The sequence below is a fragment of the Dyadobacter sp. CY356 genome, from assembly GCF_021440195.1.
GTDB lineage: Bacteria > Bacteroidota > Bacteroidia > Cytophagales > Spirosomataceae > Dyadobacter.
In genome coordinates, this window is the sequence record NZ_JAJTSZ010000011.1 from 96,692 (window position 1) to 120,751 (window position 24,060).

Consider the following 24,060-nt stretch of genomic DNA (forward strand, 5'->3'; position numbering starts at 1 on the left):
TTTTTTTTGTTACTTTTTAATTAAAACCACGTAAGAATAAAATAACGCCCCCAACGTCTCTGAAAATCTTCATTAGTCTATAATTACACGTTTAATTATTGTTACTATGACAGATTTCTCCTCGAATGAAATACCCCAGTTTAATGAAGATTTTAGGAAATCTCATTATCATCAAAACCTTCTGAATTTTAAACTGGAAGATCTTTTGGACCGGGAAGCTATCAACCTTGATAATAAGAATATCAGTGAATTTATTAAGAATAAAAGAATCCTGATCACAGGCGCGGCCGGATCAATCGGGAGAAATCTTGTGAAACAGATTATTTTATTCAAACCAAAAAGACTCATTTTACTTGATAAATCGGAAACTGCTGTTTATGAACTGGATGAAGAGATCAGGGAAATGCGGATTTCTGGAATAGAAATAGTTTCATTCATAGGCGATGTTTCAGATGACAAGCGGATGAAACCTTTGTTTCAAAAAAATCAACCTCAGATTATTTTCCACGCCGCTGCTAACAAGCACGTGCCTCTTCTTGAAAGAAATGCATACGAAGCAATCAAAACGAATATTTTTGGAACAAAGATACTGGCAGATCTTGCTGTTGAATTTTGGGTGGAAAAATTCATTTTGATATCCACAGATAAAGCGGTTAATCCCTCAAACGTAATGGGCGTTACAAAGAGATTTGCAGAGATAATTTTACAGAATCTCAACAAAACAAATAATACCACACAATTCATCGTAACACGATTTGGCAATGTATTGGGGACAAAAGGCTCTGTTGTTCCTGTCTTTAAAAGACAGATTGAGAGAGGCGGCCCGGTTGAAATCACGGATGCCAAAGTAAAACGTTATTTTATTACCATGAGTGAGGCATGTCAGTTAGTGCTTGAAGCAGGTGCGACCGGTCATGCCAATGAGATATTTACTTTGGATATGGGAGAATTGGTATTACTGAAAGCACTGGCGGAGAAAATGATTCGTTTAACCGGTCTTCAGCCAGATGTGGATATTGAAATTATTTATATCGGTCTGCGGGCGGGGGAAAAGCTTGTGGAAGAGAGGTTGGGAATAGATGAAGAAGATACGCCTGCGCATCATCCGAAATTAAGAATTGCCAGGCTTGCAGCTTTGGATGGATTTGAAGTTGACAAAGTATTGACAAAACTGGGAAAAGCACTTGATGCCGGAGAAGACAATGAAATGATACTGATTTTGAAAGAAGCAATCCCGGAATATATCAGCCATAATTCAGAATTTGAAAAACTGGATATATTCCGGGCTGCAAAAGTTGAAAAGAATATTACGGAATAAACTGATTTGTTTTCATCCAGTTGATACAGCGGGTAAACCATTCATCAAAGGGCGGCGTTTTTAAAAATCCATGTTCTCCATTTGAATAAATGTGAAGTTCGGACGGACTCTTGAATTTACTTAAAGCCTCATAAAACATAAGACTGTTTGAAACCGGTACAACCGTATCATCTCCGGCATGTGTAATAAAAGCCGGCGGTGTTGATTGATTCACCTGTAATTCATTGGAAAAATATTTAATCTGATCGTCAGTCGCTGTTGGTCCCAGCAAATTACTGCGTGAACCTTTGTGCGTTGGGGCTTCCAGAAAGCTGATTACCGGATAAACCAAAACCATAAAATCTGGTTTGATGCTGGTTTTTTCTTTATTGTCAATAACGGATTTATCAAAATGAGTACCTGCTGTGGAAGCTAAATGTCCGCCAGCTGAAAAACCCATAATCCCGATTTTACCCGCATCAACATTCCATTCCTTTGCTCTTTCCCGAACCGTTTTTATCGCTTGCTGCGCATCCTGCAATGGTCCTATTGACTTATCTTTCATGATTTTATCGCTTGGCAGACGGTATTTTAGAACAAAAGCCGCAATACCCAAACGGTTAAATGCCTGGGCAACTTCATAACCTTCCCGGTCAATAACCAGCACGCCATAACCGCCGCCCGGACAAATAATTACCGCCGCCCCATTACTCTGCCCGACGGGCGGAAGAAAAACGGAAAGCGTCGGCTTTGAAACATTTCTGACTACACCTTTTGTATTGGTTTCTTCATATGCCGCCTCCTTCGCATTCGGGATTGCACCTGTATAAAGAGGAATTTCTTTTTGAGCAAATCCGGTCAAAAATGATCCGGCCAAAAGAACGAAGGAAAAAAGAAATTTATACATACCAGATTTGAAAAATATGCTGCTAAAAAAGTTTTAATCAGTAATTGCGCGGTCCAGATGAACATAACCGCCATCTACATGAATAAGCTGGCCTGTTGTATGACTTGAACGCGGAGAAAGCAAAAATGCCGTCATGTTTGCAATTTCTTCGGCTGTCGTCATTCTCTTTTCCAGCGGAATTTTACTTTCAATGGAAGCCAGTTTTTCCTCAGGATTTGGTAAGGTCCGGATCCATTTTTCATACAAAGGCGTGTAACATTCTGCCACGATAATTGCATTGACACGGATTCCATATGGCAACAATTCAACCGCCCATTCGCGCGTCAAAGCACTGCGTCCGCCATTTGCAGCGGCATAAGCCGAAGTTCCGCCTTGTCCGGTCTCCGCAGTTTTTGATCCGATATTTAAAATTGAACCCCTTGATTTTTTCAGGGCTGGCAAAGCATGATGGACAATCAGATAATAATGAACCAAATTACTATGAAGGCTTTGGATAAATTTTTCATAACTGCCGTTTTCCAAGCCTACACTGTCGTTCACGCCTGCGTTGTTGACAATGCCTTCTATTCTTCCAAAAGTATCTTCAATCAGTTTTACAGCTCTTTCACATTCTTCCGGTTTTGATAATTCCGCTGTAACCTGAAAGGCACGGCCGCCTTCCTGTTCTATTTCTGAAACGGCCAGCAAGTTATCCTCTTCATTTCTGCCAATGATTACAGGTATCGCACCTTCCCAGGCCAATACGTTTGCAATTCCTTTTCCAATTCCCTTGGCACCGCCTGTAACGATTATTACTTTATCCCTAAGCTCTAAATCCATGTTTTTAATGGTTTTGATATTTTTCTGATTTTGATATAAATTACTTATTATTACATGTAGACTACGCAAGATCGCTGCAAATGGGTCTCTTTTACCGCTGGCTCTAACCACGTTTCAGAAATTATTTCCTTTACTCAGTTAGTCACAAACAAATTAAGACAATTTGAAGTAAAATTTACCCACAAAGTTTGACATCGATTTAATAAGGGCAGAGTTGCGGGAACTATTATATCAAATTGCACCTTTCTATGTAAATTGTATTAATAACGATTAATTAATATAATATTTACAAGAAAATAAAATGCTATTAATTGTCTTTTAGCTTCGGACAATCTAAAAAAAAGAACTAGTTTTGTGTAACGCCGAAAAAGATATATTGTTTTTCTAGTACATTATTAATAGAAATAATTAAACTTTTTCGTTTTGAAAGAAATTGTGAATACAAAATAACCCTTGATATTAGAATGAAATATACGGTACATGCAGAGGGCAAGTTTCAATTTATCGACGAAGGAAAGGGCGAAACATTATTGCTGTTGCATGGCCTGTTCGGTGCATTGAGTAACTGGGATGGGATCATTGAATGTTTTTCAGATCGCTACCGTGTAATTATTCCTTTGCTGCCAATTTATGAACTTCCGCCTCGTGAGGCTGGTTTGGATGCACTTCTGGCCTTTCTTGAAGAGTTTGTTATATTTAAAAATCTGACAAATGTGACAGTTCTTGGAAATTCTCTGGGCGGTCATATTGGTTTGTTATATACCTTAAAGAACCAGGAAAACGTTACACGTCTGGTGCTTACCGGAAGTTCAGGACTTTTTGAAAATTCAATGGGCGGCTCTTTTCCAAAGAGAGGAAGCTATGAATATATTCGTGAGCGGGTTGCCTATACATTTTATGATCCGGAAGTTGCTACGAAAGATCTGATTGATGAAGTTTTTGAAACCACATCAAGTATTCCAAAATGTATGAGTATTGTCGGAATTGCAAAGTCTGCTCAGCGTCATAATCTGGCAAAAGATCTTCATAAAATCAAAGTGCCAACATTACTTGTCTGGGGCTTAAATGATACGATTACGCCGCCTCATGTGGGTTATGAGTTCAACCGTTTGATCGCCGGATCGGAATTGCATTTTATAGATAAGTGTTGTCATGCGCCGATGATGGAACATCCTGGCAAATTTAACGTTATAGTAGAAAGCTTTTTAGAAAAACATGCATCAGTTCCGGTGGAATAGTCATTTTTTAAAGAGCCTTTAACGGCTCTTTTTTATTTTACAGAATATTCTTTTTCATGAAAGTTGACAGGTATTTGATTTTTTCATAGATTCGATAAAAACACTATTTTAGTTATGCTAGCTGCAACGTTAATTAATCCCATGATACCGATACTGAAACTTACCGATACGGTAGGGACGGCATTGGACTGGATGGATGAGTTTCGTACCCGGCAGCTTGTCGTGGCCGATTCAGGTTTTTATAAAGGAATTGTTTCTGAAGATATTCTTTTTGATATATCCGATACCACGCAGCCACTTTCAAGAATCATCATTCAGCATGAGGATGTTTTTGCAACGGAAGACAATCACCCTTATGAACTGTTAAGACTTGTTACCCAGTTTGCACTGGATATTGTTCCAGTCGTTAACGAAAATAAAAACGTTACCGGCACCATTCTGGTAAGGGATCTGGTTGAACGTTTTGTAAGTGAACTCGGAATCCAGGAAAAAGGAGCGGTTGTTGTTTTGAAAATTGCTGAGAGAGATTATTCTCTGTCTGAAATCAGCAGGCTGATCGAGTCAAACGGAACCAAGGTTTTAAGCAGTTATTATTCTTCCAGTGAATCACTTCATCCGGCAGATGCTTCTTTGCTGACATTAAAATTAAACCGTACGAATATCAATCCGATCATCGCCACCTTGGAACGCTTTGGATATGATATTGAAGAAGCACATGCCAACGATCCGATCGAAAGTGTGGATCAGGAACGGCTTGATATGTTACTTCGGTATTTAGCTACATAATATTCTCGGAATAGTACATTGCCAATCGGCATTTTGTCCCGTATCTTGCGGACTAAAAGGATCACATACTTTTCTTTGCATGAAAATAGCAATTCACGGACGCAACTTCAATGAGTCTGCCCGCCCGTTTATAGAATCTATGTTCAATGAGCTGTCCCGTCGGAAAATCGACGTTCAGCTTTCCGAGCCGTTCCGGTCCTTTTTGGATAAACAAGGCATACAGCATTTTTCAAATATGGTTTACGGAAACCCGGATGAACTTTGCAATGCCCGGATGGTTGTGAGCATGGGCGGGGACGGGACTTTGCTGGAAACTATTTCTCATGTTGGTAAAAGACGGATTCCTGTCATTGGTATCAATGTAGGCCGCCTGGGCTTTCTGGCGACGGTTTCTCCCGAGCGGATTTCTGATATGATAGAAGCGTTGGAAAATAACCAGTATAAAATTGACGAAAGAACGCTCGTAAAAGTTGAATCTAATATTGATTTGTTTGAAGGAAGAAATTTTGGTTTGAATGATTTTACAATTACAAAAACCGATACGGCTTCCATGATCACGGTTCATACTTACCTGAATGACGAATTCCTGAATTCTTACTGGGCGGATGGACTGATTATTTCTACACCAACCGGCTCAACAGGTTACTCTTTAAGCTGTGGCGGTCCGGTTCTGGTGCCGCATTCCCAAAATTTTATTATCACGCCGGTGAGTCCGCATAACCTGAACGTACGGCCTTTGGTTGTAGAAGATTCTTCGGTGATCAGGCTGGAAGTGAAAAGTCGCAGCAATAATTTCCTTGTTTCGATGGATTCGCGTTCCAGAGTTGTGGATGAGGTAACAGAACTCACAGTTAGCAAAGCAGATTTTACCGCCCGCCTTATAAAAATGCGTGACGACAGCTTTTTGGATACCTTGCGCAGTAAATTATCCTGGGGACTTGATATGAGAAACTGACCGGTTTCTTTTCTGACATCAATTTAAGAAAACATGCAGCTGATATTCCATTCCTTTAATCTTGAATTAAAACACACTTTCACCATTGCGCATGATTCCCGCGATATGCAGCAGACATTGATTGTTGAGATGAAAGACGGTGATTTCAGCGGTTTTGGTGAGGCAACTTCCAATCCATATTATGGTGCCACGATTGAGAAAATGATCACTTCTCTTGAAAGCATCCGTTCAATGATTGAGGCTGATACACTGAATTCTCCCGAGGAATTGTGGGCAAAAGTAAATCCTTACCTTAAAAATAATTCCTTTGCACAATGTGCTTTGGATGAAGCTGCACATGATTTATTTGCCAAGAAAAAAGGTCAGAAATTGTATAAGAGCTGGGGTTTATCCATTGATCGTAATCCATTGACCAATTTTACGATTGGTATTGATACCGTTGAAAAAATGGTTTCAAAAATGCAGGAACTTCCCTGGCCGATTTACAAAATAAAATTAGGTACCGATGACGATCTTCGGATTGTAAGAGAATTACGGGCGCATACCACGGCTGCTTTTCGTGTGGATGCAAATTGTGCCTGGTCTGCCGAACAAACAATTAAATTTTCCGGTGAATTAAAAAATCTGGGTGTTGAATTTATTGAACAACCCTTACCGGCCGATGATATTGAAGGTATGAAAAAGGTTTTTTCCGGCAGTGTTTTGCCTGTGATAGCCGACGAAAGTTGCATTCTGGAAAGTGATGTCATAAAATGTTACGGACTTTTTCATGGGGTTAATATAAAGCTTACCAAATGTGGCGGATTAACGTCTGCCCGGCGGATGATCCAGGAAGCGAAAGATTTAAATATGACCACGATGGTTGGTTGTATGACTGAATCCAGCGTAGGAATTTCTGCCATTGGCCATTTGCTCCCTCTATTGGATTATGTCGATATGGACGGTTCTTTATTGATCAAAAACGACCCGGCAACGGGTGTAACTTTTGATTTTGGGAAAGTGATTTATGCGTCCGAAAATGGTACTGGCGCAGTATTAAAATGAAAATCTATCCCACCAGTCATTTGCCAGGCCGAAAGGTTTTACTGAATAACGGGAAGGAATATCTTTATTTCAGTGGAACGGATTATTTGGGAATGGGCCATCATAAAGGATTTCTAACTTATCTGAAAGAAGGAAATTCGATTTACGGAACACATTTCGGAAGTTCGAGGAATAATAGTCTGAGGCTGGAAATTTATGAAGAAACTGAAACAGCCCTGGCGAAGTTTTCCGGTGCTCCTGCGGCATTAACAACGTCATCAGGTATGTGGGCCGGGCAGTTGCTGATGAAAGAATTACCAGGGATTATTGCTTCGGATTTACAACATACAAATTCCCATACATCAAATATCCGTTATTATTACGCGCCAAGGGTTCATCCAGCCTTATGGGCAGCAGAATTTTCACCTGAAACTTCAGGTTGGGAGGATTGGGCAAACAATACCATTCAAACAATTCAGGAAAGCCATTCAGATTGTATTCACATTATTTGTTCAGATTCCATAGGTTCTCCTTTTGTTGAGAGGTTTGATTTTTCAGTTTTTAATAAGCTCCCATTTCATAGAAGAATCTATCTCATCGTCGATGACTCGCATGGATTGGGTGTTTTAGGTGAAAATGGGGGAGGGATTTTAAGAACATTGTCTTCAATTCAACAGGTTAAATTAATCGTTTCTTCTTCCCTGAACAAAGCATTGGGAATTCCAGGCGGTGTAATTCTGGGAGATTTTGATAGTATAACTTCTATCCGGAAAAGTCCGTTTTTTTCAGGTGCATCTCCTTCACCGCCGGCGTACATGTATGCACTCAACAAATTACTTGAATCAAACACTTATCCAATTGTTCATCAGCAGCTGCTTGACAATATGGCTTATATTTCTGAAAAACTGACTGAAACCGGACTTTTTGTGAGCACATCAACTTATCCCGTTTTTTGCAGTATGAACAGTAAGCTATTTGATTTTCTGGAAGAAAATGGAATTATGGCATCCTGTTTTTCTTATCCACAGCCAACAGATCCACCCATCACAAGAATCGTGATCAGCGCGATACATCAAAAAGAAGACCTCGACCGATTGGCCGAGGTCTGTATGAAATTTTAAGATTTCTTCTTTTAATTCATGCTTGCACTCGTCTTATAACGGCCCTTGCAAAGCTTGTTCTTCACGCAATTTCTCTCTTGCAATCTTTGCAGAAACAAATATACTGATCTCGTAAAGCATTAATAAAGGAATCGCTACCAGAATCTGGCTGTAAATATCCGGTGATGGTGTAATTATGGCCGCAACAATCAAAATAACAATCATGGCATGTTTGCGATATTCACGCATAAAACTTGGCGTTAAAATGCCCACTTTGGATAAAACAAATACAACAATCGGTAACTGGAATGCAATACCGCAGGCAAGTGTTAAAGTTGCTACTGTTGAAATGTAAGAGGATATATTGAATTCATTGGCAATGGATTCATCCAATTTATAGTTTGCCAAAAAGTTGATTGCCAGAGGTGTAACCACAAAGTAACCAAAAAGAACACCTGAGAAAAACAGAAGCGTTACATAGAAAACGGCTCCTCGCGCAGATTTACGTTCTGAGGCTTTAAGGCCGGGTTTGATAAATCGCCATATTTCCCAAAAAGCATACGGAAATGCGAAAATTAATCCGACAATAATAGATGAAGTTAGTCCCATGGTAAACTGGTCTCCAACACCAATACTCTGAATCTTGAAATCAAGTGATTTGATACAAAGATCTTCGTAACCAACGATTACGGATAATTTACACATCATTTTGTAAGTCCAAAAATCTGGTTTTGCCGGAGCAAGAATTACATAACGATATATTTCTTTGATGTATATGTAAGCAATGATGGCGAAAACCAAAATAGACCCTACCGCACGGATAACGTGCCATCTAAGTTCTTCAAGATGTCCAATAAAAGACATCTCCTGGCCAGCTCCTTCTTCTTCTTCGTGCTCAAATTCTTGATCTAAGGGCATACAATTTTTAGGTATTAATCACACTATATACGGGCGAAATCGATATTACGATCTTTTTTATTAACGAAAAGTCAAAATTACTCAAAAAACCCGCCGGATCGTTTCGACGGGTTTTTCTTAATAAATTTATAATCAGGACTTAGTCCATGATAAAAGGATAATCATTTTCTGCGTAAACATCAGTGTAAGCTTCAGATGCATCCGGAAAATCCGAATCTTCGGCGAACTGAACAGATTCAGCCACGATTTCTTTTACTTTTTTGTCAATCGCTTCAAGATCTTCTGCCGTAGCAAGTTTGTTATCCAAAATTACAGCTCTGATTTGTTCGATCGGATCGCGGTGTTTGTATTCCTCAACCTCTTCTTTTGAACGGTATTTCTGAGGATCAGACATGGAGTGTCCACGGTAACGATAGGTACGGAATTCCAGGAAAGTTGGTCCATCGCCTTTACGTGCGCGTTCTGCGGCACGTGAAACGGCTTCATGGATCGCTTCCACACTCATTCCGTCAACTGGTTCCGAAGGAATGTCGTAAGCTTCTCCCAAGGTATACAATTCAGTAACGTTAGATGAACGCGCAACCGAAGTTCCCATCGCATATCCGTTGTTTTCAACAACGAAAATAACAGGCAGTTTCCAGTTCATCGCCATGTTCAGCGCTTCGTGGAATGCACCCTGGCGAATTGCTCCGTCACCAAAGTAACAGATGCAAAGTTTACCTGTTTTGTTATACTTTTCAGCAAAGGCAATACCTGCTCCCAAAGGAATTTGAGCACCAACAATACCATGTCCGCCGACAAAGCCATTTTCTTTATCGAAAATGTGCATTGAGCCGCCTTTCCCCTTTGTTGTTCCTGTTTTCTTTCCGTAAAGTTCAGCCATAATTGCTTTTGGATCTGTTCCCAGAGCCAAAGGAATACCATGGTCACGATAAGCAGTGATGTATTTATCTCCTTTTGTAAGCGCAGTGGCAGCTCCCGAAGAGCATGCTTCCTGTCCAATATAAAGGTGACAAAAGCCGCGGATTTTTTGCTGTCCGTAAAGCTGGCCAGCCTTTTCTTCGAATCGGCGTTGTAATAACATGTTCTCGAACCAGAACATATAGCGTTCTTTCGAATGCTGTAATTTGGGTGCTGATGCTTTCATTTTTTCAGTAACGGTGGCCATGTATTTGGTTCTCGTTTATAAAGACAGAACTTTGTCTTAAAGTTAGTGGTTTGAACAAGATCTGTTTTTGCCGGTAAACAACGCAAATGATTTGCGAAAATAAGCATAAACTATATAACAAAGAAGTTCATGTGGTTAGAAAAGCTCCATCTTACGTACTTTAAGAGCTATGAGGAGAAAGGTTTTGCGTTTGGAGAGCGTGTAAATTGCCTTGTCGGGGAAAACGGAAGTGGGAAAACAAACCTATTGGACGCGATTTACTTCCTGACACTCACCAAAAGTGCATTTCATAACCAGGATGCTTTGGGTATCCGGCATGGACAGGATTTTTTTATACTGGATGGAATTTTTAATGAATCTGAAAGAAATATTCAGATTACATGCAGTTTTCAGCGCGGCCAACGAAAAATTTTTATGGCCGACAAGAAAAATTACGATAGACTAAGTGATCACATCGGACTTTTTCCTTTGGTTTTAATCGCACCTAACGACACCGATCTGATCCGCGATGGGAGTGAAGAACGCCGAAGATTTTTTGATGGCGTATTGGCACAGGCAACTCCGGAATATTTAAATGATTTTTTACAATACAATAAGATATTAACCCAGCGGAATGGTTTACTCAAACTTTTCGCTGAGCGAAATTATCTGGACGAAGATTTGCTGGATACTTACAATGAGCCATTAATCATTTTAGCGATACGGATTTACCAGCACCGCCGCGCTTTCATGGATCGTTTTCTTCCTTTGTTCAGAAAGTATTACGAATTTTTAAGCAGCGGAAAAGAACAGGTTGATGTGTCCTACGAAAGTGAAGTTGCATCAGAAGATTTCGCCCAGGAATTCAGGAAAAACCGTTCGCGCGATCTTCACGCGCAGCGCACCGGAAAAGGTGTGCATAAGGATGAATATGTTTTTGAGATTGATGGAATTACCTTAAAAAAATTCGGTTCTCAGGGACAGCAAAAATCATTTGTGATCGCACTGAAACTTGCCCAATTTGAATTACTTAAAATTGAAAAGGAAAAAACACCGATTCTTTTGCTGGATGATATTTTCGACAAACTTGATGACCGAAGAATAAATAAACTAATTGAGTTGATTGATGACGGTTTTCTTGGGCAGGTTTTTATAACGGATGCAAGACCGGAACGGTCACAGAAAATTTTAGAAAAAGTAAAGGCAGACGTGCGCTTCTTCGAAATAAACCGGTAATTGTTTAAACGCAGAGGTCGGGGAGTTGGGCGCGGAGTTTGGGAAGTTTTTATTTTAGTTTTAAAAAGAGAGTTAAGCATATCTTTCGGTTAATAAACCGTGGAACTCGCGCCATACTCCTTTTACTCTGCGTTTAAACAAAAAATAAGCCGCGAAACTCCATGCCTAACTCCCTTTACTCTGCGTTTAACTAAACGTATTTGGTATGAAGCTCTTTCGCTTGCGCTACGAATTCTTTTACTTTTTGTTCTTCGTCTTTTTTGCAGATTAACAGAACGCCGTCATATTCGGCTACAATGAATCCGTCCAGGCCGTTAATTACCACAAGCTTTTCCTGAGGTGTTTTTATGATACAATCTGTTGTGTTATGCAAAATGAGATTTCCCTCAGTCACATTCTGGAATTCGTCTTTTTTAGAAACTTCATATAGAGATTTCCAGGTACCCAGATCTGACCATCCGAAACTGCTCAATACCACATGCACATTGTCAGCTTTTTCCATAATTCCATTGTCGATAGAAATGCTTCCGCAATGGGAATAGGCTTTGCTGATAAAAGATTCTTCGGTTTCTTTATAATAATGGGTATCCCCACTTTCAAAAATCTCTGCTATATCGGGCTGGTATGCACGTAATGCGCGTTTGAAAGCCTGAACGTTCCAGACAAATATTCCTGCGTTCCAGACAAAATCCCCGCTGTCGAGAAACTGCTCTGCTAATTCCAGATGAGGTTTTTCGGTAAAAGATTTTACTTTTTTTACCGTCAATTTGTCCGGAATATACTGGATATAACCATAACCGGTATCAGGCCTGGTTGGTTGAATACCCAATGTTATCAGCACATCATCATTTCTGGTTGCACCCAGGGCTATTTTGATCGTATCCTTGAACGTTTCTTCTTTTAGAATAATATGGTCAGCAGGGGCAACAACAATATTGGCATCAGGATTTTGTGAAGCAATTTTGTAACATGCATAAGCAATACAAGGTGCCGTATTTCTTCTATGCGGTTCCAGAAGAATCTGGTCGTCCGACAACATTGGAATTTGCTCTTTGATTATATTTTTATATTCCTGACTGCTTACTATATAAATATTTTCCGGAGGACAAACGCCATCAAAACGTTCAACAGTCTGTTGTAAAAGTGTTTTTCCGGTTCCGAGCACATCATGAAATTGCTTAGGAAAATCAGTACGGCTGAAAGGCCAGAAACGTGTACCAACTCCTCCTGCCATGATAATCACAAATGTATTTTGCATTGTAGAAGTGTAAAGTTATTTATAGCGTATTAGATGCGGTAAAGCTAAGGATAAACAATTGATGATGCCAATTCTGCGGATTTGTTAATATATTTTTCACCAATTGGTATTAATCGCTTTCCCTAATTAACAAAAAATAAAGTGTCTGATTCCCATTTATTCTGAATTCGATTAACATTCTATATTTTATTAATAATATAAAGAAAAAATAGTACAATTATACTAGGATGTAACTTAATTCATTTAAATTGCTAATCATCAAACTATAACCCATTAAGTATATGTATCCAAATTTTACCCAAAAGGTATCATGTTTTGTCGTGATACTTTTACTGTACTCGGGCTTTGCTTTTTGTCAAACCAGTATCAGTGGAAAAGTAGTAGAGGCTTCTACAAATGAACCTCTGACCGGAGTCAGTGTTCAGGTTAAAAATAAAATCATTGGCACGATTACCAACGCAGAAGGCAATTTTAATCTGGCAACAACTTCTCTTCCGCCTTTTACACTGGTTGTTTCTTCAGTAGGCTTTGAAACACAGGAAATAAATATTACGGGAGGAATTTCAAATATTGAGGTCAAGCTTGTTGAGCAGGCTATTCTGGGAAAAGAGCTGATCGTTTCCGCTTCAAGAGTAGAAGAAAGTGTAATGCGCTCGCCGGTTTCAATAGAAAAAATTGATATCCGCACCATTCGTGAAACGCCTCAGGCATCTTTTTATGACGCGCTTCAAAATTTAAAAGGCGTTGAAATGAGTACCCAGTCGCTGACATTTAAGTCAGTCAGCACGCGCGGGTTTGGAGCGAATGGAAATACACGTGTTGTTCAATTAATTGACGGTATGGACAATCAGGCACCGGGGTTGAATTTTTCGGTTGGTAACGTAGCCGGCATTCCAGAACTCGATGTGGAAAGTGTTGAAATCCTGCCAGGCGCAGCGTCTGCCTTATATGGCCCGAATGCGATCAATGGGATTATTTTGATGAACAGTAAATCTCCGTTTACGTATCAGGGGCTGAGTGCTTACGGAAAATCAGGTGTAATGAGCGCTTCCAACCGTACCAAAACAAACACGCCTTTTTATGATATGGGTATCCGTTATGCCAAAGCGTTTAATAATCGTCTGGCATTCAAAGTAAACGCATCATATCTGACAGCAAAAGATTGGCAGGCAACAGATTATCGAGATCAAAGCCTGGTAAATGGTACCTCACTTGAAAATAATAACAATAATGTTTTGAATAACCCATATTATGATGGTGTCAACCGATTGGGGGATGTTGGAGCCAATGTCTATAATGTGCTGTACGCCAACGGTATTCCCGGTACCGGTGCTAACGGAACCTCCGCAGCCCTGGGGGCTATCTATTCAACACAAATTCCGCAAGCAGGAAACCTGACACTTCCACAATTACTGGGAGGCCAGACACCGCTTCAACAGTTAGACATAGCCAGATCTATATTCAGCAAGGTTGTGCCTCAATATTATTTAAACGCGCCCGGATATGCGGAAAATGCTTTAACCAATTATCCTGCTAAAAGTCTGAAACTGAATGCTTCGCTACACTATCGTTTAAATGATAATGTTGAAGCGATTTTGCAGGCAAACTGGGGCAAGGGTTCTGCGGTATATACAGGTGCGGATCGTTACAATATTCAAAATTTTTCTATTGGGCAATATAAGGCAGAGGTCAAAGGAAGCAACTTTTTTGTGCGAGCTTACATGACGAGGGAAAATTCAGGAGATGCCTATGCCATGGGCGTTTTAGGAAGTCTGGTTAGTCAGAGTTATTTGCAAACGGCACTGGGCGCAGGACTTCCTTCTTTTTTAAATACGGCTTTGACACAATACGGAGGTGCATTACTTCAGGCTTATCAGGCCGGGCTTGCTGGTGGGTTATCGCAGCAACAGGCCATTCAGGCAGCTTCCGCAGCCGCCAATGCTTATGCTGGTGCCAATAATACTCAATGGTTAACCACTGCGCTTGCGCCTGGAATTGCTACCGCTAATCAACAATATTTGCCAGGCGGAACCCAGTTCGAATCCACGGTTTCTGATATTAAAACCAAACCAATTCCGAACGGGGCAAAATTCCTTGACAAATCGAATTTATACCATGCGGAAGGAATGTATAATTTCACAAAGCTGATTAACCCCAGGGTTATAGAATTAATTGCAGGTGCAAATTACCGGATTTACGATCTTAATTCGGGTGGGACATTATTTGAAACTCAGGACGGAACACCAACGGGAAAAGAGTTTAATATCAAAGAATATGGCGCATATACCCAAGCATCCAAAAGCTTTGGTGATGTTTTTAAACTGACTGCATCTGTTCGGTATGATAAAAACATGAATTTCAAGGGGCAGTTCAGCCCGCGTATTTCCGGAGTTTACACGGTTGCTAAAAATCATAATTTCCGTGCATCTTTTCAGCGTGGTTTCCGTATTCCAACCACTCAAAATCAATACATCAATTTGTTGACACCGAGTGTAAGGTTGGTAGGCGGACTTCCTCTTTTCCGTGAGAAATACAATATGGTAGGGAATGCGGTATATGAGCAAACGGCCATAACTTCGTCCAGTTTACAAGATGGAAGTTTGAAACCATACAAGTTCCGCGAATGGCAGCCTGAACGCGTGCAAACTTATGAGGTTGGTTATAAAGGTGTTATCAGAAACAAATTATATATAGATGCATTTTACTATTACAACCGTTTTTTAACTTTTGACGGAGTTACAGTTCTTTTGCAAAGAAAAGATTCTAATGGTCCGCTTACCGATCTTCTGGATCCGACCAAAAGAAATACGTACAGTATGCCGGTGAATGCAACACAAACGGTGAAGAATTCCGGTTGGGGCGTGGGGCTGGATTATGTTTTGGGAAAAGGATATACTTTCAACGGAAATCTCACCCAAAATATTCTGAACAACAATGCGGAGCTTTTGAAGAATGATCCTTCGTTTGTCACTTTTTTTAATTCCCCAAAATATCGTTTCAATCTGGGTTTTTCAAATCGTGACATCAACCGGACTGGCTGGGGCTTTGGTATTACGTTCCGCCATCAGTCAAGCATGGTTTGGCAGGCTTCTGTGGCGAGCGTAGCGGCTAATGTTCAGCAAAAAACGGTGATTCCGGCTTACTCAACTTTAGATGCACAAATCAGCAGAAAAATAACTTCTATTAAATCAATAGTTAAAATCGGCGGAACCAACCTGACCGGCAAACTTTATACAACAGGCTGGGCTAATCCGTCGGTAGGAGCTATGTATTATGTGTCCATCACTTTTGATGAATTATTGAATTGAAAAAAATCCGTACTACGGTTTTGGGTCGTAGTACGGATAAATATTTTAATCAAAGTTTGATTATTTATAAAGATTATTTTGATCCAAAAGACAGGTCGCCGGCATCTCCAAGTCCCGGCACAATATAATATTGTTCATTCAAACGTTCGTCCAGAGCTCCAACCCATAATCTGCATTGTGGAACGCGTTTTTGCAGGAAATCAACACCTTCAGGGCTTGCGATCACAGATGCAATATGTGTCTGTGCGGGAATGCCGAAACGTAAAAGTGCATGGTAAACTTTCTCCAGTGAGCGGCCTGTTGCCAGCATCGGGTCAATAAGAATTAACGTTTTTCCACTAAGATCGGGACTGGTGATATAGTCCATTTCTACTTCAAATTCATCATCTTTAAGATTATGTCCGCGATAAGCACCAACAAATGCATTATCCGCTTTGTCAAACATATTCAAAAAACCCTGATGTAAAGGAAGTCCGGCGCGTAAAATCGGGGCGAGTACAACGGTTTGAAGCAAAGCTCTTGAAGGTGCTTTTCCCAGAGGCGTTTCCACCGATGTGGAGCGATAGATCAAAGATTTTGAAATTTCATAAGCGAGCAGTTCCCCGACACGTTCAATATTGCGGCGAAATCGCATTCGATCTTTCTGGATGTCAGAATCGCGTAGTTCGGCAATGAAGTGGTCAACAATGGAAGGCTTCTGGGATAGTAAAAACATAACTTTGATCTTATTTAACCTATTCGATACAAGATATTACAATATGATTGACGAAATTTGACACTTTCGTTCAAATTAGTTGCATTAATGCCGATTTACCCGCATAATAGAAATATTTATCTATGAATCAACGCTTCGACAAGTTCTTCTTATGTGTTTTTTTTATATTGATTACTTCATCATATGTTTTTTCCCAAAGTACCTTCGCTCCAATCAATGATGACTATTACCATCTGATCGATCGCCTTGAAATTAAACGCGGAAAATTTTCGGAAGGATTTCATTCAAATGTAAAACCATTTGAGAGAAAGGCAATCGTTGAATTGACGGATTCTATACTAAAAGAGGGAAATGTTTCGCTTACGGAAAGGGATTGGCAGACTATCGATTATTTAAGGGAAGATAGCTGGGAATGGACCAAAGGTTATGTTTCAACAGATTCAGCCCGTTCATCCAAACTTTCCCGACTGGATCCCGGAAATAAATTCAGGCTTTTCAAAGGGAAAATGAGTAACGGACAAAGAAGATTCTGGCAGCACCCGGCCGATTTTTATAGTTATCACGACAAGGACTTCGATCTGCATTTAAATTTTACTACCAACAATTTTATAGGAAGCGATAACAACGTTGATTCTCCACTTTGGCTGACAAGTCGCGGCGTTGAAATTCGCGGTATGATCAATGAAAAGTTGGGATTTTATACTTATGTAAGTGATAATCAAGGTGTTTTTCCTAAATACGTTATGGATTATACCAAGGCGTATAATTTTCCGGGTGAAGGTTTGGCCAAAAAAATCCAGAATGATAAGGGCGTTGATTATTTTTCAGGAAGAGGTTATATCACTTTCAAGCCATTGAAGGCTATCAATGTTAAATTCGGTCATGATGTCAATGTTTTTGGCAGCGGTTATCGATCGTTATTGCTTTCGGACAATAGCAGCCCATATTTATTTTTAAGAATTGACACACAGCTTGGTCGCTTTCACTATACCAATTTGTGGTCGAGCATGATCAATAATCAGAAGGGAGCCAGCGAAGGTCTTTTACTTAATAAAAAGTTTTCAGCCATACATCATTTGAGTGTTAATGTCACCGACAAAATCAATATTGGTGTTTTTGAAGCTGAGGTTTTTAGTCGTGATTCTACTGGTGGTGGTTTTGACTTAAATTATTTAAACCCGATTATCTTTTACCGTTACATCGAATCTTACATCGGAAGCCAGGATAATGCTTTGCTGGGGTTTGATTTCAGATGGCTGGTTGGAAAAAAGGCATCTATTTACAGTCAGTTTGTTTTAGATGAATTTTTGACAAAACATATGTTTAATGGCGACGGATCCTGGACCAATAAATACAGTTTTCAGTTAGGCGGGAAGTATATTGATGCTTTTGGAATTCCTAATCTGGATTTGCAGACTGAGTTAAATATTGTGCGGCCTTATACCTACTCGCATAAAGACGGTGGGCGAAATTATGTTCATTATAATCAATCGCTGGCGCATCCGTTGGGAGCCAATTTTAAAGAGTTGCTGGGCATTGTAAGGTATAAGGTTACGCCGCGACTTTCGATCTACGGCACGCAAATGTTTGCGAAACAGGGAAAAGATCCGACAGGATCGGGGGCAAATTTCGGGAGTAATCCCTTGCTGGATTATGATACCAGGACAGCTGTAATCCCGGGGAATAATAATCTGGGCCATAAGATAGGGCAAGGTATGCTGGCAAAAACATCCTTTACTGATTTACGTCTGACCTATTCACTGGCACATAATTTCTTTCTGGATGCCCGTTGTTTGTTCAGAAATTTAAAATCAGAGGATGTCAACGTTGCGGAAAAGTCTAAAATTTTCTCTTTTGCGATCCGTTACAATATGGCATACCGGAATCAGACCTTCTGATTTTTTGTGACTTCATTATTAAAAAAACGTATTCATAAAGTATTGAAGATGACGAATAATTTCTGTTATGATTTTATTTAATTCTTCAATACAGATCATTCTCAAAATATGGAAACCAACCCACACGTATTACGCGATTTAATTCAGTTGGCATTGCTGGAAGATATCGGCGACGGAGATCATTCTTCCCTTTCCAGCGTCCCGGCTGGTGCGATGAAAAAAGCGCGTTTATTGGTAAAACAGGAAGGAATTTTGGCGGGTGTTGAAGTGGCGCTTGTTATTTTAGAAGAAACGGCAACTTTATACAATCATCCAAAAGCGAAAGTTGAAGTGTTAATTCACGACGGAACGCGGATAAAAGTTGGTGACATTATTCTGACGATCGAAGCAAGTGCGCAGCTGATCTTAAAGGCAGAAAGATTGCTCCTGAACATTATGCAGCGTATGAGTGGTATTGCCACTTACGCGAGGGAAATGGTTGATATCATTGGTGATCTGCCGGTGAAATTACTGGATACGCGTAAAACGACGCCTAATTTCCGTCTGTTTGAAAAAATGGCAACAAAAATTGGTGGCGCGGTAAATCATAGAATGGGCCTTTATGATATGATTATGCTGAAAGATAATCACGTTGATTATGCCGGAGGCATTGAGGCGGCCATTACCAACGCAAGAAATTATCTGAAGGCTACGGGAAAAGATCTGAGAATTGAAATAGAAACACGTAGTCTGGCTGAGGTGGATGAAGTTTTACGTGTCGGCCAGGTTGATATTATTATGCTTGATAATTTTTCTCTGGAAAATATGCGTGAAGCTGTGAAGCGGATTAACGGCCGTTTTGAAACAGAAGCTTCCGGAAATATTACTGAAAAAACTTTACGCGCAGTCGCAGAAACCGGCGTTAACTCCATTTCCAGCGGCGCATTGACACACCAGATACAAAGTCTGGATTTAAGTTTGAAGGCTTTCTAACCCTGCTAAACAAATCCGTAAAGGATGACGAACGATAAAGAAAAATCGCACATGAAGCCGCAATACAGGCATTCATGTGCGATTTTTCGGTTAGGTGTTTTAACACTTTTTTGCATATTTTTTCTTGCCACAAAACTTTCCGCCCAGGAACCGCCACGTCCGGAAATTGACATCAACCAGTTTATTCAGGATCTTATTCCGATTGCTACGGAAGAAAATAGTAATGAAGGTTTGTATGAATTGTTATTTCAATTATATACCAATCCGCTGGATCTGAATACTGTTACGACGGATGAATTAACGGCTACACTAATTCTGTCAGAAGTACAGATAAGATCATTTTTTGATTACCGTCAGAAGCTGGGGCCATTTTTATCGCTTTATGAGTTACAGGCAGTGCCGGATTTTGATATCATTACGATCAGAAAATTAATGCCTTTTGTAAACGTCAGACCGAAAGCATTGCCTTTTAAGGAATCCTTACAAAATCCGTCTCAGCATTTTTTATTGTTAAGGTCCGGCCGTGTACTGGAAAAACAAAAAGGATTTACGTCGATCGATACGTCTGGCCGTTCAACTTCCCGCTATCAGGGAAAACCCTTGTATGGAAATATCCGTTATCGTTATGCCCGGGCGGGTTCATATAGTTTTGGTTTTGTCATGGAAAATGATGCCGGCGAAGTTCTGAGCTGGCAGCCGAAAAAACAGATTTTTGGTGCTGATTTTTCTTCTTTTCATGCACAGATCATGAATCGAGGCAAATTAAAAAATCTGATTATCGGAGATTATCAAATGCAGGCCGGTCAAGGTATGATCATGTCCGGCGGATTTTCTTTGGGAAAAGGCTCGGAAGTGATCAGGACAACTTATCGCAGCACGTTGGGATTACGACCTTTTACTTCTGTTTTAGAATCAGGTTTTTTCAGAGGTCTTGCTGCAACTTATGCGCTCAGAAAACAACTTGATGTTACATTATTTTATTCCTACACAAGACGTGATGGAAATCTGGAAAACAATGCCACTATTCAGGACGAACTTACGGTTTCATCGTTACAAATTTCCGGTTATCACCGCACAAAAACAGAGCGTGAAAACCAGGGAACGATTGGTGAGCAAAATGTAGGTTTTCATGCGCTTTACAAATTGTTATCCCAACGCGGACAGATTGGAATTACGGTTTTGAATACCTTTTACAGTGCAACTTTACATAAAAAGGATGAGCTCTTTAATAAATTTGAATTTGAGGGAAACCAAAATACCGTAATAGGAGTCCACGGAGATTATCGCTGGCAGAATATGCACTTTTTTGGAGAAGTTGCAAGATCTAAAAGTGGCGGATTGGGTGGAGTTGGAGGTTTGATTGCAGGCTTGGGAAGAACGATCGATTTCACTCTTTTGCTCCGGCATTACGACCGGAATTTTCACTCCCTTTATGGCGGTTCAATCAGTGAAGCAACACGTCCAATCAATGAAACCGGTACTTACTGGGGACTCCGTTATTCGCCAAACCGGCGCTGGCAATTCAGTGGATTTTATGATCGTTTTTATTTTCCATGGCTGAAATATCAGATAAACGCGCCTTCGGACGGGGTTGATTATTTCCTGCACGCACTTTGGAAACCGAATAAAAAGCTAAATATGTATGCCGTTTTTCACGAAAAACACAAAGCGCATAACGAGCCGGATTCTCCGTTTCCGATACCGCAGGTTTTAACAACGATTCGGCGAACTGCGATGATTAATTTTGAATATGAAATTCCGTTAAAATTCTCAGTTCGTACGCGCTTGCAGGGTGGTGATTTTTGGTATGAAGGAAAATCGAAATCTTCCGGATTTACCATTGTGCAGGATATCACTTACCGGCTTTCCAAACTGGAATTGAGCGGACGAATTGCTTTTTTCAAAACAGACAATTACGATAGTCGGCAATATGTTTATGAAAAGGATATGTTGTACGCTTTTTCACTTCCGGCTTATTATGACCAGGGAACAAGGCATTATTTGATGCTGCGTTATCCATTGACACAAAAGATGAAACTCTGGCTCCGATGGTCTCGGACGAATTACTCAAAACTGGAAACGATCAGTTCCGGACTTAATGAGATTGAAGGTAAAAAACGGAGTGAATTGAAAGCGCAGGTCATGTATCAGTTTTGAATCGTTACTTTTGCGGATATTTTCGTTTTATAATAAAATACATACCGGATTTGACATTAGGAATAATCCCTGAGTTCGAATTTATATTGGCTTACCGCTTAGAAACCACTTCATCATGTCTATAAATAAAGAACAGGCTCTAAAACAATATTTTGGCTACGATACTTTTCGTCCACAGCAGGCCGAAATAATCGATACCGTAATGGCCGGAAAGGATTGTCTTGTACTGATGCCAACTGGTGGAGGAAAATCGGTTTGTTTTCAGATCCCCGCCATCATGCGTGAAGGTTTGACAGTTGTGATTTCTCCGTTGATCGCTTTGATGAAAGATCAGGTTGAGGCACTCAGGGTAAATGGCGTTAATGCAGCTTTTCTGAATTCTTCACTTTCTTCGGCAGAACAGGATCAGGTGATGTGGCAGGCAAAAATCGGAGAATTAAAATTACTTTATATAGCACCGGAACGGTTATTTTCAGGAAATACATTTGAGTTTTTGCGGGAGTGGAATGTTTCTCTTTTCGCCATTGACGAATCCCATTGCATTTCTTCCTGGGGCCATGATTTTCGTCCGGAATATCGTCAGCTGAATGCGTTGAAAAAATATTTCCCGGAAGTCCCGGTAATAGCTTTGACAGCCACAGCCGACCGGGTAACCCGCCGTGATATTTTAAAACAAATTGGTATAGAAGAGGCACAAACTTTTGTCGCCAGTTTTGACAGACCGAATTTGAGTTTGAATGTTTTGCCGGGAAGAGGCAGGATTCAACAAATTCAAACCTTTCTAAAAAAACATAACGGTCAGGCCGGAATAATTTATTGTCTGAGCCGGAAAGGTACAGAAACAGTAGCTGCCAGTTTGCAAAAAGCAGGATTTGAGGCTGAGTTTTATCATGCCGGACTAGCCTCCGAAAAACGATCCAAAGTTCAGGAACAGTTTCTTCGGGACGATATCCAGATTATTGTTGCAACAGTGGCTTTCGGAATGGGGATTGATAAATCCAACGTCCGCTGGGTTATCCATTATAATCTGCCTTCCAACGTAGAAAGTTTTTACCAGGAAATCGGCCGGGCAGGGCGTGACGGGTCGCCTTCTGATACGGTTTTGTTTTATAGTTATATGGATATCATCACCCGCCAGGAAATGATAGCGAATTCGGATCAGTCCGAAGAACAGAAAGAATTATTGAACGCGAAACTAAACCGGATGAAGCAATATGCCGAAGCGGATATTTGTCGGAGAAGGATTTTGCTAAGTTATTTTAACGAAGCCGTAGATCATGATTGCGGAAATTGTGATGTTTGCCGGAATCCACGGTCACGTTTCGACGCGACTGTAATTGCGCAAAAAGCATTGTCAGGAATTGCCCGTACAAAAGAAAAAGTGGCAATGGGTATGCTGATTGACATTTTGCGTGGCAGCCGGAATAAAAATGTTTTGCAATATGGTTATGACAAATTGCCCACTTTTGGCGTAGGTCACGATCTGCGCGGGGAAGAATGGGCGGAATATATCAGCCAATTATTAAATTCCGGAGTGATGGATATCGCTTATGATGAAGCGCATTCCTTCAAATTAAATCCTGCAAGCCAACAGGTTCTATATGGAAAAAGGAAAGTGGAACTGGTAAGATTTATCCCGCTTTCTGAAAGAAAAGCGAAAGAAGAAGCGCAGCTTCCAAAAGAAAAACCGAAACAGGAAATTATTCGTGATGCCTTGTTTGAACGTTTAAGAATGCTTCGCAAGCAAATTGCAGATCGTATGGGTGTTCCGCCTTATGTCGTTTTCACAGACTCGACGTTATCTGAAATGGCACAAAAAAGGCCTGTATCCGAAGCACAGATGAAGGCAATTTCAGGTATTGGTACGGAGCGTTTCCGGAATTATGGAGAAACTTTTATCAAGGAGATTGTTGATTTTGCAAGGGAAAATACCAAACCCGGAACACGTGTAGCCAAAGGAATGACTTACGTTGAAACCTGGGATTTATTCAAAGCGGGTTATTCTTTAAAAGTAATAGCAGAAAAACGGGACCTGAATCCGGTAACGATCATTTCTCATCTGGTGAAATTAAAGGAAGACGGCCATGAGATCAATTTGAAGGCATTAATAGATCCGAACGTCTATAAAATCATTGTAACGGCTGCACAGGAATTAAGTATCCGCCGCGACGAGCCTCTGAAACCTCTTTTTGAAATGTTGAATGAAAAGTATGATTATGGGCAGATTAAGCTGGCGTTGGCGGTTTGGGAGGAAGAAAATCAAAGATAAAAAGTAAATTTACCTCAACTAAGGCCACAGTACTAGTTATATTTATAGTTTTGAGGT

General features: G+C 40.3%; 18 protein-coding genes. 12 read left to right on the forward strand and 6 right to left on the reverse strand.

The genetic code is table 11. The annotated features are described in order from the left end of the window. Positions 1-106: 106 nt before the first annotated feature. The gene (locus LXL81_RS26655; protein WP_234650674.1) at positions 107-1,318 is read left to right on the forward strand and encodes a polysaccharide biosynthesis protein; all 1,212 of its coding nucleotides are present in this window, start codon (positions 107-109) and stop codon (positions 1,316-1,318) included. Here LXL81_RS26655 and LXL81_RS26660 read toward each other — a convergent pair. Both LXL81_RS26660 and LXL81_RS26665 read right to left on the reverse strand, forming a co-directional pair. Continuing rightward, positions 1,308-2,204, reverse strand: coding sequence for an alpha/beta hydrolase (locus LXL81_RS26660; RefSeq protein WP_234650676.1), 897 nt, complete (start codon positions 2,202-2,204; stop codon positions 1,308-1,310). The genes LXL81_RS26655 and LXL81_RS26660 overlap by 11 nt on opposite strands. A 33-nt stretch (positions 2,205-2,237) precedes the next feature. Then, entirely contained in the window at positions 2,238-3,023 is a 786-nt protein-coding gene (locus LXL81_RS26665; RefSeq protein WP_234650677.1) for an SDR family oxidoreductase, read from the reverse strand. A gap of 464 nt (positions 3,024-3,487) precedes the next feature. Here LXL81_RS26665 and LXL81_RS26670 point away from each other — a divergent pair, with 464 nt between their 5' ends. The 5 genes from LXL81_RS26670 to LXL81_RS26690 all read left to right on the forward strand — a co-directional run bounded on the left by LXL81_RS26670 (position 3,488) and on the right by LXL81_RS26690 (position 8,146). Next, positions 3,488-4,261: an alpha/beta fold hydrolase gene (locus LXL81_RS26670; protein WP_234650679.1), complete on the forward strand. Its 774-nt coding sequence runs from the start codon at positions 3,488-3,490 to the stop codon at positions 4,259-4,261. A gap of 141 nt (positions 4,262-4,402) precedes the next feature. After that, positions 4,403-5,047, forward strand: coding sequence for a CBS domain-containing protein (locus LXL81_RS26675; protein WP_310589614.1), 645 nt, complete (start codon positions 4,403-4,405; stop codon positions 5,045-5,047). Between the two features lie 79 nt (positions 5,048-5,126). Beyond that, positions 5,127-6,002, forward strand: coding sequence for an NAD kinase (locus LXL81_RS26680; protein ID WP_234650682.1), 876 nt, complete (start codon positions 5,127-5,129; stop codon positions 6,000-6,002). Between the two features lie 33 nt (positions 6,003-6,035). After that, a complete protein-coding gene (locus tag LXL81_RS26685; protein ID WP_234650684.1) occupies positions 6,036-7,046 on the forward strand; it encodes a dipeptide epimerase in 1,011 nt (336 codons plus the stop codon). Then, positions 7,043-8,146 carry an aminotransferase class I/II-fold pyridoxal phosphate-dependent enzyme gene (locus LXL81_RS26690; RefSeq protein ID WP_234650686.1) on the forward strand — a complete coding sequence of 368 codons (1,104 nt, stop codon included), beginning with the start codon at positions 7,043-7,045 and terminating at the stop codon, positions 8,144-8,146. The genes LXL81_RS26685 and LXL81_RS26690 overlap by 4 nt, the downstream gene beginning before the upstream one ends. A 33-nt stretch (positions 8,147-8,179) precedes the next feature. Here LXL81_RS26690 and tatC read toward each other — a convergent pair whose 3' ends face one another. Further along, positions 8,180-9,043: a twin-arginine translocase subunit TatC gene (tatC, locus tag LXL81_RS26695; protein WP_234650689.1), complete on the reverse strand. Its 864-nt coding sequence runs from the start codon at positions 9,041-9,043 to the stop codon at positions 8,180-8,182. 139 nt (positions 9,044-9,182) lie between these two features. Beyond that, positions 9,183-10,211 carry a pyruvate dehydrogenase (acetyl-transferring) E1 component subunit alpha gene (gene pdhA, locus LXL81_RS26700; protein WP_234650691.1) on the reverse strand — a complete coding sequence of 343 codons (1,029 nt, stop codon included), beginning with the start codon at positions 10,209-10,211 and terminating at the stop codon, positions 9,183-9,185. A 129-nt stretch (positions 10,212-10,340) separates the two neighbouring features. Here pdhA and recF point away from each other — a divergent pair, with 129 nt between their 5' ends. Beyond that, positions 10,341-11,426, forward strand: coding sequence for a DNA replication/repair protein RecF (gene recF, locus LXL81_RS26705; protein WP_234650693.1), 1,086 nt, complete (start codon positions 10,341-10,343; stop codon positions 11,424-11,426). A 190-nt stretch (positions 11,427-11,616) separates the two neighbouring features. Here the strand turns inward: recF and LXL81_RS26710 are convergent, their stop codons facing one another. Continuing rightward, positions 11,617-12,684 (reverse strand): mannose-1-phosphate guanylyltransferase, encoded by a 1,068-nt coding sequence (locus LXL81_RS26710; protein WP_234650695.1) that lies wholly within the window; start codon positions 12,682-12,684, stop codon positions 11,617-11,619. A gap of 281 nt (positions 12,685-12,965) precedes the next feature. On the opposite strand from LXL81_RS26710, the gene LXL81_RS26715 reads away from it, so the two are divergent. After that, on the forward strand, positions 12,966-15,992 hold the full coding sequence (locus LXL81_RS26715; RefSeq protein WP_234650697.1) for a TonB-dependent receptor domain-containing protein: 3,027 nt from the start codon (positions 12,966-12,968) through the stop codon (positions 15,990-15,992). 73 nt (positions 15,993-16,065) lie between these two features. Here the strand turns inward: LXL81_RS26715 and upp are convergent, their stop codons facing one another. Continuing rightward, a complete protein-coding gene (gene upp / locus LXL81_RS26720) occupies positions 16,066-16,707 on the reverse strand; it encodes a uracil phosphoribosyltransferase (protein WP_234650699.1) in 642 nt (213 codons plus the stop codon). 122 nt (positions 16,708-16,829) lie between these two features. Here upp and LXL81_RS26725 point away from each other — a divergent pair, with 122 nt between their 5' ends. The 4 genes from LXL81_RS26725 to recQ all read left to right on the forward strand — a co-directional run bounded on the left by LXL81_RS26725 (position 16,830) and on the right by recQ (position 24,003). Then, a complete protein-coding gene (locus tag LXL81_RS26725; RefSeq protein ID WP_234650701.1) occupies positions 16,830-18,605 on the forward strand; it encodes a capsule assembly Wzi family protein in 1,776 nt (591 codons plus the stop codon). A gap of 108 nt (positions 18,606-18,713) precedes the next feature. Next, positions 18,714-19,577: a carboxylating nicotinate-nucleotide diphosphorylase gene (nadC, locus tag LXL81_RS26730; protein ID WP_234650703.1), complete on the forward strand. Its 864-nt coding sequence runs from the start codon at positions 18,714-18,716 to the stop codon at positions 19,575-19,577. A 24-nt stretch (positions 19,578-19,601) separates the two neighbouring features. Beyond that, positions 19,602-21,734, forward strand: coding sequence for a helix-hairpin-helix domain-containing protein (locus LXL81_RS26735; protein ID WP_234650705.1), 2,133 nt, complete (start codon positions 19,602-19,604; stop codon positions 21,732-21,734). Between the two features lie 115 nt (positions 21,735-21,849). After that, positions 21,850-24,003 carry a DNA helicase RecQ gene (gene recQ / locus LXL81_RS26740; RefSeq protein ID WP_234650707.1) on the forward strand — a complete coding sequence of 718 codons (2,154 nt, stop codon included), beginning with the start codon at positions 21,850-21,852 and terminating at the stop codon, positions 24,001-24,003. The last annotated feature ends 57 nt before the right edge of the window (positions 24,004-24,060 follow it).